We start from the raw sequence: 14,912 nt of genomic DNA on the forward strand, positions 1-14,912 counted from the left end.
GCTCGGGCGGGGGGTCCGCGGCGCCGGGGCGGCCGCCGCCCCGGCCGGGCCGGGGGGGAGCCCGCCCGCCCTCCGCGCCGCCGCTCCCGCCCCCGGCGTCCCCGGGGTGGATGCGGGGCCAGTCGCCGGGTGCGGTGCGGTCGGCGGCCGGGGCGGGGACGGGGCGGACGGCGAGTTGCTGGAGGCGGCCCTCGGCGCCGAGCAGGGCGTCGCAGCGGCGGGCGAGTTCCTGGGAGGCTTTCCGCTGGCCGCTCTCGACCTTGCTCAAGTAACCCTTGCTGTAGCTGAGTTGTCGGGCGAGCCCTTCGAGCGAGAGGCCGTTTTCCTCGCGCAGCCGGCGCAGTTCGGCCCCGAAACGACGAGACGCGAGCATGCCAAATCACCCCCTGGGTACGTCCCTGGCACGGACGGGTGCGCGGGATGTGCGGTTCGGGAGCGCTCCCCGGCGCTCCGAGGGAATCTTGGCATGCGACTGATCGCTTCCGGAGCGTTACGGAACGGTTTCCCGTTGCCAATTCCGCTGGCAGGCCACCCGGCCGGGCACCCCTCGGCCCCCGGCGGGCGACCTGGCACCGGCCGGCGGCGACCCGGGCCCGGCGCGGGCGAGGCGGCCGGGCCGCCAGGTGCGGTGGTCGAGGTCGGCGGTGAGGGCGGTGACCAGCATCGAGCGGGCGAGGCGGGTGTCGAGCAGGACGCCGAGGGCGACCGCGAAGCCGATCCCGGCGAAGCCCGCGACGGGGAGGGTGCCGAGGACGGCGAAGGTCGCGGCCAGGACCGGGAACGCCTGGTCCTGGCCCTCGACGTGGAAGACGTGCGCGAAGGAGGAAGAAGAACGCGCTGATGCCGAGCGCCGCCGCGTACGACAGCACCAGCGGCGCGACCACCGCCCGCAGCAGCGCCGCCAGGATCAGCAGCACCACCGCCGGCACCAGCGGGATGACCGCCCTGGTGTCGTGCGCGGCGGCCCGCCCGGCCTCCAGCACCACCGCCACGCCGCTCGCGCACACCGGGCCCAGGGGTGTCCTCGGCGCCGTTCAGCCGCCCCACCGGCGGGGCGGCCGCCAGCAGCACCGGCTTCCCGTCGCCGTCCCGCACCGGTCCGTCCGGGCCCGCGCGCTCCCCCGTCCACCGTCGCGCCCCGGTCAGCGCCCCGCACCCGGCGGCGCGCCGCGGACCGAACGCGCCGCGGAACGGACCCGGGGCGTTTGCCCGCGACATCCGTACGGGGACGAACCGGTCGGGACACGAAACGCCGCACTGTGGTAACCAGGACTTCGCCGATCAGCACGGGGGATCTCTTTGACCGCGCCGACCTCACCCGACGGGACGCCGCCGTACCCGACCGCACCGCCGCCCGCACCGCCGTCCCGCCGGCTCGACCTGCAGGGCTGGAGCGCGGTGGTGACCGCCCTGGTCGGCGTCGCCACCCTGGGTGCCGGGTTCGCGGGGGGCTACCTCACCCAGTCGCAGGCCGCCCCCGACGGCGGGCCGCAGCCGACCGTGACGGTCACCGTCACCGCGACCGTGACGGCCGCCGCCCCGCCGGCCACCGCGCCGCCGGTCGACGCCCTGCCCAGCGGGGTGCCGACCGGCCCGGCCGCGAGCGCCGCCCGGGTGCTGCTGGCCTCGCCGGACACCGGGCGCGGCGGGACGCGGACGGTGCTCACCGGGCAGGGGTTCCCGCCCGACACGGTCGTCCGGATCTCCTTCGTGGTCGGGACCGAGGGTCTGGAGTACCAGCACCGGGACCTGCGGGACACCAAGTCCGACTCCGCCGGCGCCTTCTCGGTCGAGGTGTCCATCCCGTCCGACCTGGAGGACTACCAGGACAAGAACACCTACCTGCGCGCCCAGGCCGGCACCGGCACGAAGTACAGCGACACGGTGTTCAACCTGCTGCCCTGACCGGTCGTCAGGCCCGGCGCCGCTCCAGTTCCCGCCACAACCCGTCGACGCGGTCGGTCAGTTGCTCCAGGTCGCCGCTGTTGTCGAGGACCAGGTCGGCGATGGCCAGGCGCTCCTCGCGGCTCGCCTGGGCGGCCATCCGGGCCCGGGCCTCGTCCTCGGCCATGCCGCGCAGCTCGACCAGGCGGCGCAGCCGTTCCGCGTCCGGGACGTCGATCACCACGACCAGGTCGTACAGCGGGGCGAGGCCGTTCTCGGCGAGCAGCGGGACGTCGTGCACCACGATCGCGTCCGGGCCCGCGGCGGCCTCCAGTTCGGCGGAGCGGGCCCGGACCAGCGGGTGGACGATGGCGTTCAGCTCCGCCAGCCGGGCCGGGTCGGCGAACACCACCCGGCCCAGCGCGGGACGGTCCAGCGTGCCGTCGGGGAGCAGCACGCCGGGCCCGAACCCGGCGACGACGGCCGCCAGTCCGGGCGTCCCGGCGGCGACCACCTCGCGGGCGATCACGTCCGAGTCGACGATCACCGCGCCGCGCGCGGCCAGTTGGCGGGAGACCTCGCTCTTGCCCGCGCCGATCCCGCCGGTCAGTCCGATCCTCAGCATGCCGTCAGGCTACCGGGGCGGGCGGCGGCGGGACCGGGGAGGGCGGCGGCGGGCGGCGGTGCCCGTTTCCCGGCGCCGGGCCGGTTCCGGGTCGGGTCCGGGTCGGGTCCGGAGCGGGTCCGGAGCGGGCCCGGCGGGGTCAGCCGGGGTCAGGCCAGGTCCAGGGACTCCCCGGCGGCCAGCGTCCGGTACTCCACGCCGCCGGTGCCCGGGCCCTGCGGGCCGAGCAGCCGCCCGTGGATGGCCTGCCCGGCCTCGCTGAGCGTCGCCTCGTGGATCGCCACCGCCTGCCGGGGCCGGGCGTCGCGCAGGTAGTCGACCAGCTCGCCGGCCCGCAGCCAGGGCGCGCCGAGCGGCAGCAGCAGGGTGTCCACGGTGTCCGGCGGGACGGTCAGCGCGTCGCCCGGGTGGAAGGCCCGGCCGCCCAGCAGGAAGCCGATGTTCGGGATCCGCGGGATGTCGGCGTGGATCTCCGCGTGCCACTCGCCGTGCACCGTGACCGGCAGCCCGTCCAGGTCGAACGCGTCGCCGTCGCCGACCACCGTGACCTTGGCGCCGATGCCGTCCAGCTGCCGGGCCACCGAGGAGTTGGTGTACACCCGCAGGCCCGGGTTGGCCTCGACGGCGGCCCGGACCTGCTCCTCGGTGAAGTGGTCGGCGTGCTCGTGGGTGATCAGCAGGGCGCTCACGCCCGCCACCACCTCCGGGCCGGAGAACATGCCGGGGTCGATCAGCACCGCCCCCTCGGCGTGCTCGATCCGGACGCAGGCGTGGCCGTACTTCGTCAGTCGCATGCGGCCAGCGTACGACCGGGCCCGGGCCGGAGGGGGCCCGGGCCGGAGAAGACCTAGGGCGTGCCCACCAGGCCGCGCGGCTTCACCAGCCGGGGCACGGGCAGCACCACCGGGCGCAGCGGCGGCAGTTCGACGTGCTCGTGCAGGCCGATGATCCGGTGCAGGCGGCGCAGCGGGGCGGGCGCCCACCAGTTGAGGCGGCCGAACAGGGTCATGGTGGCGGGCACCAGCAGGGTCCGGACCAGGGTGGCGTCCACCGCGACGGCGACGGCCAGCGCGATGCCCATCTGCTTGACCATGAGCATCTGCCCGGCGGCGAACCCGGCGAACACGATCACCATCAGCAGCCCGGCCGAGGTGATGATCCGACCGCTGCGCTGCAGGCCCAGCTCCACCGACTTCGCGCAGTCGTACCCCTGGTCGTGCAGCTCCTTGATCCGGGAGAGCAGGAACACCTCGTAGTCCATCGACAGCCCGAACGCGAAGGCGAACACCAGCACCGGGATCACCGTCTCCAGGCCGCCGGTCGGCGTGAACCCGAGCAGCGAGCTGAAGTACCCGTGCTGGAACACCAGGGTCAGCGCGCCCAGCGACGCCCCCAGCGACAGCACGTTCATCAGCAGCGCCTTCACCGGCAGCACCACCGAGCCGGTCATCATGAACAGCAGCACCAGCGTCCCGGCGGCGACCAGGGCCAGCGCCCACGGCCCGCGCGAGCCGATCTCGTGCTGGAAGTCCACCAGCGAGGCCGCGTCGCCCGTCACGTACGTGTCCAGCCCGCCGCGCTCCGCCCGCAGCTCGCCGACCACCTTCTTGGCCTCCGCACCCTGCGGGTCGCCGTTCACCAGCACGTCCACGGTCTGCACGCCGTCCGAGACCGGCGTCACCGCCCGGACGCCCGCCACGCCCGGCAGCTGCGGGACCACCCGGTCCGCGTACTGCTGCGCCTGCTGCGACGAGCCCTCGACGACCACCTGGACGGCCGCCGGGGCCTGGTTCGGGAAGCGCGCCTCGACGGTCTCGGCGACCTGCCGGGACGCGAAGCTCTTCGGCAGCACGTCGGCGCCCGAGTTGCGGAACTCCGAGCCCAGGAACGGCGCGCCCGCCGCCAGCAGCAGCGCCACGCAGGCCAGCATCACCGGGACCGCCCGGCGCTGCACCCGGCGCACCGTCCGGGAGAAGAAGCCCTCGTCCGGGACGGGCGCGGTCGGCGCCTTGATCTTCGACCCCATGAAGCCCAGCAGCGCCGGCACCAGCGTCAGCGCCGCCGCCACCGCGATCACCACCACGCTGACGCCCGCCGCCGAGACCGCCCGGAACACCGGGCTGGTGAACACGAACAGCCCGCTCAGCGCGACCGCCACCGTCAGGCCGGAGAACGCCACCGTCCGGCCGGCCGTGGCCGCCGTCCGCTCGACCGCCTGCGCGATGTCCGCGCCGTGGCCGCGCTCCTCCCGGAACCGGTTCACCATCAGCAGCGCGTAGTCGATCGACAGGCCCAGGCCCAGTACGGTGGCGATCGGCAGCACCGAGGTGTCGATGTCCATGATCCGGCTGAAACCGAACATCGCCAGCAGCGCCCCGCCCACCGAGGCGATCGCCCCGATGCCGGGCAGGCCCGCCGCGGCCAGGCCGCCGAACACCAGCACCATCACGATCAGCGTCAACGGCAGCGTGACGATCTCACCGAAACGGGTGTCCTTCGCGGTCTGGTCCTTGACCTCCTGCTGCAGCACCAGATCGCCGCCGACCACGGTGTGCGCGCCGTCCGCGTCGATCCGCTCCAGCCGGTCGGTGACCGCCGCCAGCTGCTTGGCCGTCGAACCGTCCGCCATCCGCACGTTCACCAGCGACGCCTTGCCGTCGCCCGCGGTCAGCTGCCCGCCCGTCGCGTACGTGTCCGCCACCGAGACCACGCCCGGCAGCTTCGCCACCTCCGCGCTCGCCCGTTCGACCGCCGCCCGCACGCCGGCGCCGCCCACCTCGGGCCCGTCCACCACCGCGGTCACGGTGCCCCGCACCGGGTCCGCCGCCTGCACGACGGCACTGCCCGCCGCCGACTCCGACCCCCCGCTGCCGGTCGACGCCACCGACCCCTCGAACACCCGCCCGCCGATCACCACCCCCACCGCGAGCACCAGCGCCCAGAACGCCAACACCCAACGACGGTGCCGGAAACACACTCGCCCCAGAGCGGCCAACCGGCCGGGAACCTGGGAAACCTGGACCTCTGCTGCGGTGGAGCGGGAGCTGCGCATGCGGGGAGCCTTTCGGACAAGTCCCCTCAATGTATGCGTGACCACGCTTTCGTCCTATAGACGGACGATGAGCCTCATCTCACAATTCCCTTCACATAAACGCCACTTAAGCCCCACGCCCCAGCCACCCGCCCAGCGGTGCGCGCACGGGTGGGCGGGCAGCGCGAAACAGCGACCCCCGCCCCAGGAAACCCTGGAACGGGGGTCGCTGTTCAGTCAGCTAGGCAGCTGCCGAAGCGCGGTGCTTCAGCTCTGGCCGCCGGCCAGCTTCTCGCGGAGCGCGGCCAGGGCCTCGTCCGAGGCGAGCGCGCCGGAGGTCTCGTCGCTGCTGGAGGAGTACGAGCCGCCACCGGAGACCGGGGCCTCCTCGCCGGCCTCGGCGGCGGCAGCCGCGTCGGCCTCGCGGGACTTGATGACCTGGGCCTGGTGCTGCTCGAAGCGGGACTGGGCCTCGGCGTACTGCCGCTCCCACTCCTCGCGCTGCTTCTCGAAGCCGGGCAGCCAGTCGTTCGCCTCGGGGTCGAAGCCCTCCGGGTAGATGTAGTTGCCCTGGTCGTCGTAGGACGCGGCCATGCCGTACAGGGTCGGGTCGAACTCGACCGACGCCGGGTCGGCACCGAGGGACTCGTTGGCCTGCTTCAGCGAGAGGCTGATGCGGCGGCGCTCAAGGTCGATGTCGATGACCTTGACGAAGATCTCGTCGCCGACCTGGACGACCTGCTCCGGGATCTCGACGTGGCGCTCGGCCAGCTCGGAGATGTGGACCAGGCCCTCGATGCCCTCGTCCACGCGGACGAACGCACCGAACGGAACCAGCTTGGTGACCTTACCCGGGACGACCTGCGAGATCTGGTGGGTCCGGGCGAACTGCTGCCACGGGTCCTCCTGGGTCGCCTTCAGCGACAGGGAGACGCGCTCGCGGTCCATGTCCACGTCGAGAACCTCGACGGTGACCTCCTGGCCGACCTCGACAACCTCGTTCGGGTGGTCGATGTGCTTCCAGGACAGCTCGGAGACGTGCACCAGACCGTCGACGCCGCCGAGGTCGACGAACGCACCGAAGTTGACGATCGAGGAGACGACGCCGGAGCGCACCTGGCCCTTCTGCAGGGTGGTGAGGAAGGTCTGGCGGACCTCGCTCTGGGTCTGCTCCAGCCAGGCGCGGCGGGACAGGACCACGTTGTTGCGGTTCTTGTCCAGCTCGATGATCTTCGCCTCAAGCTCCTTGCCCACGTAGGGCTGGAGGTCGCGGACGCGGCGCATCTCGACCAGCGAGGCCGGGAGGAAGCCACGGAGGCCGATGTCGAGGATGAGACCACCCTTGACGACCTCGATGACGGTACCGGTGACGATGCCGTCCTCTTCCTTGATCTTCTCGATCGTGCCCCAGGCGCGCTCGTACTGCGCACGCTTCTTGGACAGGATGAGACGACCCTCCTTGTCCTCCTTCTGGAGAACCAGGGCCTCGATCTCGTCGCCGACCTTGACGACCTCGTGCGGGTCAACGTCGTGCTTGATCGAGAGCTCGCGGGAGGGGATGACACCCTCGGTCTTGTAACCGATGTCGAGGAGCACCTCGTCACGGTCGACCTTCACGATGATGCCCTCGACGATGTCGCCATCGTTGAAGTACTTGATGGTCTCGTCGATCGCGGCGAGGAACGCGTCCGCGTCGCCGATGTCGTTGACCGCGACCTGCGGGGTGGTGCTGACAGAGGTGTCGGTGGGGCTCGTCATTAGGAAAAGGGCTCCGGTACGGACATGAAGTCGTAGTAATGCCACGCGGAGGGCCCTGATCGCTCCCACCGAAAGCCGTACAGGCCAGAAAACGGCCCACCGAAAGGACTCCCGCAACGACAGGATCCCGGTGTCCGTCTGACGACCGTGGGGTCTTCGACAGATGCGAGCGCGACCTGCTCCGTCCGAGGCGCGCAGGCCCGCAGCGCAACTTGTAGCATACGGGGACACCCGGGCACGGTCAACGTCGAAGCCGACGAGACGGTGGAGGCCGGGACGGATCAGGCCATATCCTCCGATGGCGCACCTCGCGGCGGCTGGAGCACCGGCCCTACCCCGGATGCCACCGCCCGACCCGGCCCCCGATCGGGACCGGCTCCGCAGCAGCAGCGCTTCCGCAAGGCCATAGCCTACTTGACGTCCCGCCCCGGCTCGCGCCAGGGGCCCCGCCCGCCCCGGCCCCGGCCGGGCCCCCGATGCACCAGGTGACGGATTTCCATGACCCACCCCACCCCCGGCGACGCCGAACCCCGCGACTACGACCCGGCCGGGTACGACGTCCCCTCCTCCCCCGGGCAGCCGGACGAGGAGGAGGACGGCGACGAGGCGCTGCGACGGGACGCCGGGGCGCAGGAGTCGAGCCGGGCCAGCCGGCACTGGTGGGACCGCAACGCCGACGACTACCAGGACGAGCACGGCGAGTTCCTCGGCGACGACCGGTTCACCTGGTGCCCGGAGGGCGTGGACGAGGCCGAGGCCCGGCTGCTCGGCGACCCGGCCGAACTGAAGGGCGCGGACGTGCTGGAGATCGGCTCCGGCGCCGCGCAGTGCTCGCGCTGGCTGGCCGCGCGGGGCGCCCGCCCGGTCGCGCTGGACATCTCCTACCGGCAGCTGCAGCACTCCCGCCGGATCGACCTGGGCCGCGGCCTGGAGCCCGTCGCCGTGGTGCAGGCCGACGCCTCGGTGCTGCCGTTCGCCGACGGCTCCTTCGACCACGCCTGCTCGGCGTACGGCGCGGTGCCGTTCAGCGCCGACACCGAGCGGCTGATGCGCGAGGTGCACCGGGTGCTGCGGCCCGGCGGGCGCTGGGTGTTCTCGGTGACCCACCCGATCCGCTGGGCGTTCCCCGACGAGCCCGGCGTGGAGGGCCTGACCGCCACCTCCTCGTACTTCGACCGCACCCCGTACGTCGAGCAGGACGAGCAGGGCACCGCCACCTACGTCGAGCACCACCGCACCCTGGGCGACCGGGTCCGGGAGCTGGTCGCCGCCGGGTTCACCCTGCTCGACCTGGTCGAGCCGGAGTGGCCGGAGGGGCTGGAGCAGGAGTGGGGCGGCTGGAGCCCGCTGCGCGGCGAGCACATCCCCGGGACGGCGATCTTCGTCGCCCGCCGGAACGGCTGACCGCGGTGCGCCCCGGGGGGCTCGACCTGCCCGTCAGCTCGGTGCTCCCCGCACTGGCCGCCGCACTGGACCGCAGCGGCGCGGCGGTGCTCTCCGCACCGCCCGGCACCGGCAAGACCACCCTGGTGCCGCTCGCCCTGGCCGGCCTGCTCGGCGGCCCGCCGCGCCGGGTGCTGGTGGCCGAACCGCGCCGGCTGGCGGTCCGGGCCGCCGCCCGCCGGATGGCCTGGCTGCTGGAGGAGCCGGTCGGCGCCTCGGTCGGGTTCACCGTGCGCGGCGAGCGGCAGGCCGGACCCGGCACCCGGGTCGAGGTGGTCACCACCGGCGTCCTGCTGCAGCGCCTGCAGCGCGACCCCGAACTGCCGGGCGTGGACGCGGTGGTGCTCGACGAGTGCCACGAACGGCACCTGGACGCCGACACCGCGCTCGCCTTCCTGCTGGACGTCCGGGCCGCGCTCCGCCCCGAACTGCGGCTGCTGCTGGCCTCCGCGACCGCCGACACCGACGCCTGGGCCGAACTGCTCGGCGGCGCGCCGGTGGTGGCCGCCGAGGGCGTCTCGCACCCGGTGGAGACCGTCTGGGCCCCGCCGCCCGCCGCCGTCCGCCCCGCGCACGGCACCCGGGTCGACCCGGCACTGCTCGCGCACGTCGCGGCGACGGTCCGCCGGGCGCTGGCCGAACGCGACGGCGACGTGCTCTGCTTCCTGCCCGGCGTCGGCGAGATCGCCCGGGTGGCCGGGCAGTTGGCCGCCGAGGACGTCGAGGTCCTGCACCTGCACGGGCAGGCGCCGCAGGCCGTGCAGGACGCCGCGCTGAGCCCCGGGACGCGGCGGCGGGTGGTGCTGGCCACCTCGGTCGCCGAGTCCTCGCTGACCGTGCCCGGCGTCCGGGTGGTGGTCGACTCCGGGCTGACCAGGGAGCCGCGCACCGACCACGCCCGCGGCCTGTCCGCGCTGGTCACCGTCCGCACCTCGCTGGCCGCCGCCCGGCAGCGCGCCGGACGCGCCGGACGCGAGGCCCCCGGCACCGTCTACCGCTGCTGGGCCGAGGCCGAGGACGCCCGCGCCGCCCGCTTCCCCACCCCCGAGATCGCCCTCGCCGACCTCACCCCCTTCGCCCTCCAGGCCGCCTGCTGGGGCGACCCCGACGCCACCGGGCTCACCCTCCCCGACCCGCCGCCGGCGGGCGCGATGGCCGCCGCCCGCGAGGTGCTGCGCGCCCTGGCCGCCGTCGACGCCGCCGGCCGCCCCACCGACCGCGGCCGCGCCATCGCCCGCACCGGCCTGCACCCCCGGCTGGCCCGCGCCCTGCTCGACGGCGCCCCCGCCGTCGGCCCCCGCCGCGCCGCCGAACTCGTCGCCCTGCTCTCCGAAGAACCCCCGCGCGCCCTCGGCGACGACCTCGCCGAGATCCACCGCGCCGTCCGCCGCTCCCCCGCCGACCCGTACGCCCGCCGCTGGAAGGACGAGACCCGCCGCCTGGAGCGCGCGCTGACCGGCCCGGACGGCGACACGAACACGGCGGACGGCCCGGACGGCGACGGCCCGACCGCCGGACCGGGCGGCGGCAGCCGCGCGGCGGAACGGCAGGCCGCGGCTGCCGGCGCCGGCCGGCGCGGCGCAGCCGATGGCGGGCGCCCCGGCCGGGAGGCCGCGGCGTCCGGCGCCGCGTCCGGGCTGTCCGACGCCGTCGCGGCCGGGCTGGTGGTCGGGCTGGCGTACCCGGAGCGGGTGGCGCGGGCCCGGGAGGGCGGGGACGGGGCGTACCTGATGGCGTCCGGGACGGCGGCCCGGCTGCCGCCCGGTTCGCGGCTGCCGGCCGGTGGCTGGCTGGCCGTCGCGGTGGCGGACCGGCCCGCCGGGGCGCCGTCCGCGCGGGTGCTGCGGGCGGTCGCGGTGGACGAGGCGACCGCCCGGCGGGCGGCCGCGCCGCTGCTGGGCTCCCGCGAGGAGGTGCACTGGTCGGTGCGGCAGCGGGAGGTGACCGCCCGGCGGGTGGAGGCGCTGGGGGCCATCGAACTGGCCGCCGTGCCGCTCCCGGCGCCCGATCCGGCGCTGGTGCGGTCCGCGCTGCTGGAGGGCCTGGAACGGGAGGGCGTCTCCGCGCTGCTGCACTGGTCCCCCGCCGCGAACGGCCTGCGCGAGCGCCTCGCCTTCCTGCACCGGGCGGTCGGCGAGCCGTGGCCGGACGTCGCGGACGCGGCGCTGCTGGCCGCCGCCGGGCGGTGGCTGGAGCCGGAGCTGTCCCGGGCCCGGCGCCGCGCCGACCTGGAGCGGATCGACACCGCCGCCGCGCTGCAGCGGCTGCTGCCCTGGGCGGGCGGCCAGGCCGGACGGCTGGACGAACTCGCCCCGGAGCGGATCGCCGTGCCGAGCGGCAGCCGGATCCGGGTCGACTACGCGTCCGACCCCGAACGGCCCGTCCTCGCGGCCAAGCTGCAGGAGCTGTTCGGCTGGTCCGCGGCCCCCGCCCTGGCCGGCGGGCGGGTCCCGCTCACCGTCCACCTGCTCTCGCCGGCCGGGCGGCCGGCCGCCGTCACCGGCGACCTCGCGTCCTTCTGGCGCACCGGCTACCCCGCCGTCCGCGCCGACCTCCGCGGCCGCTACCCCCGCCACCCCTGGCCGGAGGACCCGACGACGGCGGAGGCCACCCGCCGGGCCAACCCCCGCAAGTGACGCCGCGCAGGTGACGCCGCGCCGCCCGGCGCCGCGGGCGCGCGAGTGGGCGGCGGGCCGTCAGGCCCAGTCCTCCGCGAGGGCCGCCATGTCGATGTCGTCGATCCACTCGTCCGCGTGGCGCAGCACCTGCCGGCGGACCCCCTCGACCTTGAACCCGGCCTTCTCGTAGGCGCGTCGGGCCCGGGGGTTGAAGGCGTAGACGGAGAGCGAGACGCGGTTGAGGCCGAGGGTGCGGAGGGCGTGGCCGGTGAGGAGGCGGACGGCTTCGGTGCCGAGGCCGCGGTCGCGGCCGTCGGGGCCGAGGGCGATGCGGAGGTTGCAGGCGCGGTTGGGTTCGTCCCACTCGTTGAGGACGACTTCGCCGACGCCGCGGCCGGTGGCGCGGTCGACGACGATCAGGTCGAGGCGGTCGGGCTGGTCGTTGCGGGTGGTGTACCAGTCGACGAGGCGGCGCTCCCTGGCCTCGTCCCACCCGGGGGCGACCGGGGTGTAGGAGTCGGAGGTGTAGCGGAGCACGTCCGGGTCGTCGATCGTGGCGCGGAGCATGGGGAGGTCCTCCTCCGGCCGGACGGGCCGCAGGAGGACCTTCTCCCCCACCAGGGTGGGCTTGTCGGCGAAGGTCGCGATGGCGGTCATCCGGCCAGTCTCGGAGGACCGGCCGGACGTCCGCAACGGGATATCAGTGCGCCGCGGCCTCCCAGTTCGCCCCGGCGCCGACCGAGACGTCGAGCGGGGCGCGCAGCGGGTACGCGCCGGCCATCTGCTCGCGGACCAGCGCCTCGACCTGCTCGCGCTCGCCGGGGGCGACCTCCAGGACGATTTCGTCGTGCACCTGGAGCAGCATCCGGGTGGTGAGCCCGGCGGCGCGCAGGGCCTCGTCGACCCGGAGCATGGCGATCTTGACGATGTCGGCGGCGGAGCCCTGGATGGGCGCGTTGAGGGCCATCCGCTCGGCCATCTCGCGGCGCTGCCGGTTGTCGCTGGTGAGGTCGGGCAGGTAGCGGCGGCGGCCGAGCAGCGTCTCGGTGTAGCCGACGGCGCGGGCCTCCTCGACCACGTCGTTCAGGTAGTCGCGGACGCCGCCGAAGCGCTCGAAGTAGGTGTCCATCAGGCCCTGGGCCTCGGCGGGCTTGATGCCGAGCTGCTGGGAGAGGCCGTAGGCGGACAGGCCGTAGGCGAGGCCGTACGACATGGCCTTGATCTTGCGGCGCATCTCGGCGTCGACGTCCGCCGGGGCGACCGAGAACACCTGGGAGGCGACGGTGGTGTGCAGGTCCTCGCCGCTGGTGAAGGCTTCGATCAGGGCCTCGTCCTCGGAGAGGTGGGCCATGATGCGCAGTTCGATCTGCGAGTAGTCGGCGGTGAGCAGCGTCTCGTAGCCCGCGCCGACCACGAAGGCGCGGCGGATGGCGCGGCCCTCCTCGGTGCGGACCGGGATGTTCTGCAGGTTCGGGTCCTGGGAGGAGAGCCGGCCGGTGGCGGCGACCATCTGGTTGAAGGTGGTGTGGATCCGGCCCTGCGGGGAGACGGTCTTGAGCAGGCCCTCGACGGTGGTGCGGAGCTTGGCCTGGTCCCGGTGGCGGAGCAGGATCACCGGGAGTTCGTTGGTGGTCTGGGTGGCGAGCCAGGTGAGGGCGTCGGCGTCGGTGGTGTAGCCGGTCTTGATCTTCTTGGTCTTGGGCAGGCCGAGGTCACCGAACAGGACCTCCTGGAGCTGCTTGGGCGAGCCGAGGTTGAACTCGCGGCCGGCGGCGGCGTGCGCCTGCTCGACGCAGCGCTGGATCTCGACGGCGAACCGGGCCTCCAGGCCCTGGAGCCACTCGCGGTCGGCCGCGATGCCGTGCCGTTCCATCCGGGCGAGGAGTTCGGCGATCGGCAGTTCCATGTCGTGGAACAGCTCGACCGCGCCGACCTCGGCGAGCCGGGTGTCGAACAGGACGGCCAGGTCGTGGACGGCGCGGGCCCGGGTCATCAGGGCCTGGGCGCCGGCCGTCGGGTCGGGCTCGTCGGAGTCGAAGCTGAGCTGGCCGGTCTCGGCCTCGGCGGCGGGGGCGAGCGAGCGGCCGAGGTACTCCTCGGCGAGGACGTCGAGGGTGAAGGCGCGGCGGCCGGGCTTCTCCAGGTAGGCGGCGAGCGCGGTGTCGGCGGTGACGCCGGCGAACTGCCAGCCCTGCTCGGCGAAGGCCCGCATCACCTGCTTGGCGATGTGCAGGGCCTTGGGGCGCTTGGGGTCGGCGAGCCAGGCGGTGAAGGCGCGGTCGTCGTCCTCGGCGAGGGCGGCGGGGTCGAACCAGGCGGCGGCGGTGCCGGTGGCGAGGCCGATCTGGTCGACCTTGCCGCTGCCCAGGGCCCAGGTGTAGTCGGCGGCGAGGGCGGTGCGCCCGGCCTCGCCGGTGTGCTGCTCCAGCCAGTCGGCGAGCGCGCCGGGTTCGGTGAGCAGGTCGCCGTCGACGGCGGGGCCGGCCGGGACCTCGACGGCGGCGGCGGACTCGGCGCCGGCCGGGTCGATGCCGGCCACCCGGTCGCGGAAGTTGGGGTTGCGGAACTCCAGCGCCTCCATCAGCCGGGCGACCTCGTCCTTGTCGAACGGGGCGCGCTCCAACTGGGCGACGCCGAGCGGGAGTTCGACGTCCCGGACGAGTTCGGTGAGGAAGCGGTTGCGCTTGACCGAGTCGAGGTGCTCGCGGAGCTTCTCGCCGATCTTGCCCTTGACCTCGTCGGCGTGCTCGACCAGTTCGGCGAAGGAGCCGTACTGGTTGACCCACTTGGCGGCGGTCTTCTCACCGACGCCGGGGATGCCGGGCAGGTTGTCGGACGGGTCGCCGCGCAGGGCGGCGAGGTCCGGGTACTGGTCGGGGCGGACGCCGTACTTCTCGGCGACCTTCTCCGGGGTGTAGCGGGTCAGTTCGGAGACGCCCTTGGTCGGGTACAGCACCGTGACGTCCTCGGTGACCAGCTGGAGGGAGTCCCGGTCGCCGGTGACGACCAGCACCTCGAAGCCCTCGGCCGCGGCGGCGGTGGCCAGGGTGGCGATGACGTCGTCGGCCTCGAAGTTCTCGGCGGTGATCCGGGGCACCCGCATGGCGTCCAGGAGTTCGCCGATCAACGGGATCTGGCTGCGGAACTCGTCAGGCGTGGCGGAGCGGTTGGCCTTGTACTCGGGGTACTCGGCGGACCGGAAGGTCTGCCGGGACAGGTCGAAGGCGACCGCGAGGTGGGTGGGCCGCTCGTCCCGGACGGTGTTGGCCAGCATCGAGGCGAAGCCGTAGACCGCGTTGGTGTGCTGGCCGGTCGCGGTGGAGAAGTTCTCCACCGGCAGGGCGAAGAAGGCCCGGTAGGCCATCGAATGCCCGTCCAGCAGCATCAGCCGGGGCCGCCCGGCCGCACTCTTGCCCGCACCCTGTGTCGCCACGTCACGTCCCGTTCCTGCCGGTTGCTCTGCCTCCCCGATCCTAGGGGGCGCGGCCGACATCTCCGGCGCGGCGCGGAGCGCCTCCCTACTGGCGGGTAGACAGTCGTACGATCGACGCGC

Annotated in this window: 12 protein-coding genes; 4 read left to right on the forward strand and 8 right to left on the reverse strand. The window is 74.4% G+C overall.

From position 1 onward, the window contains the following. Together ACWEO5_RS22940 and ACWEO5_RS22945 are read right to left on the reverse strand one after the other, a co-directional pair. A partial coding sequence (locus ACWEO5_RS22940; protein WP_452164159.1) for a helix-turn-helix domain-containing protein occupies window positions 1-373 on the reverse strand: 373 nt, incomplete at its 3' end. A 117-nt stretch (window positions 374-490) separates the two neighbouring features. Further along, the gene (locus ACWEO5_RS22945; protein WP_452164190.1) at window positions 491-718 is read right to left on the reverse strand and encodes a hypothetical protein; all 228 of its coding nucleotides are present in this window, start codon (window positions 716-718) and stop codon (window positions 491-493) included. On the opposite strand from ACWEO5_RS22945, the gene ACWEO5_RS22950 reads away from it, so the two are divergent. Both ACWEO5_RS22950 and ACWEO5_RS22955 read left to right on the forward strand, forming a co-directional pair. Further along, window positions 629-841, forward strand: coding sequence for a hypothetical protein (locus ACWEO5_RS22950; protein ID WP_452164160.1), 213 nt, complete (start codon window positions 629-631; stop codon window positions 839-841). The genes ACWEO5_RS22945 and ACWEO5_RS22950 overlap by 90 nt on opposite strands. A 458-nt stretch (window positions 842-1,299) precedes the next feature. After that, window positions 1,300-1,905, forward strand: a complete 606-nt coding sequence (locus tag ACWEO5_RS22955) for a hypothetical protein (protein ID WP_452164161.1) — start codon at window positions 1,300-1,302, stop codon at window positions 1,903-1,905. 7 nt (window positions 1,906-1,912) lie between these two features. On the opposite strand, the gene coaE is transcribed toward ACWEO5_RS22955, so the two are convergent. The 4 genes from coaE to rpsA form a co-directional block, all read right to left on the reverse strand. Further along, entirely contained in the window at window positions 1,913-2,509 is a 597-nt protein-coding gene (gene coaE, locus ACWEO5_RS22960) for a dephospho-CoA kinase (protein WP_452164162.1), read from the reverse strand. Between the two features lie 149 nt (window positions 2,510-2,658). Continuing rightward, a complete protein-coding gene (locus ACWEO5_RS22965) occupies window positions 2,659-3,303 on the reverse strand; it encodes an MBL fold metallo-hydrolase (RefSeq protein WP_452164163.1) in 645 nt (214 codons plus the stop codon). Window positions 3,304-3,356: 53 nt separating this feature from the next. Further along, window positions 3,357-5,462 (reverse strand): MMPL family transporter, encoded by a 2,106-nt coding sequence (locus tag ACWEO5_RS22970; RefSeq protein WP_452164164.1) that lies wholly within the window; start codon window positions 5,460-5,462, stop codon window positions 3,357-3,359. A gap of 345 nt (window positions 5,463-5,807) precedes the next feature. Continuing rightward, window positions 5,808-7,298, reverse strand: a complete 1,491-nt coding sequence (gene rpsA / locus ACWEO5_RS22975; RefSeq protein ID WP_452164165.1) for a 30S ribosomal protein S1 — start codon at window positions 7,296-7,298, stop codon at window positions 5,808-5,810. Window positions 7,299-7,796: 498 nt separating this feature from the next. On the opposite strand from rpsA, the gene ACWEO5_RS22980 reads away from it, so the two are divergent. Both ACWEO5_RS22980 and ACWEO5_RS22985 read left to right on the forward strand, forming a co-directional pair. Next, window positions 7,797-8,702 (forward strand): class I SAM-dependent methyltransferase, encoded by a 906-nt coding sequence (locus tag ACWEO5_RS22980; protein WP_452164166.1) that lies wholly within the window; start codon window positions 7,797-7,799, stop codon window positions 8,700-8,702. 5 nt (window positions 8,703-8,707) lie between these two features. Next, window positions 8,708-11,377 (forward strand): ATP-dependent RNA helicase, encoded by a 2,670-nt coding sequence (locus tag ACWEO5_RS22985; protein ID WP_452164167.1) that lies wholly within the window; start codon window positions 8,708-8,710, stop codon window positions 11,375-11,377. 60 nt (window positions 11,378-11,437) lie between these two features. Here the strand turns inward: ACWEO5_RS22985 and ACWEO5_RS22990 are convergent, their stop codons facing one another. Continuing rightward, a complete protein-coding gene (locus tag ACWEO5_RS22990) occupies window positions 11,438-12,016 on the reverse strand; it encodes a GNAT family N-acetyltransferase (RefSeq protein ID WP_452164168.1) in 579 nt (192 codons plus the stop codon). A gap of 43 nt (window positions 12,017-12,059) precedes the next feature. Beyond that, entirely contained in the window at window positions 12,060-14,792 is a 2,733-nt protein-coding gene (polA, locus tag ACWEO5_RS22995; protein WP_452164169.1) for a DNA polymerase I, read from the reverse strand. Window positions 14,793-14,912: the final 120 nt, after the last annotated feature.

The organism is Kitasatospora sp. NPDC004272, from assembly GCF_053603035.1.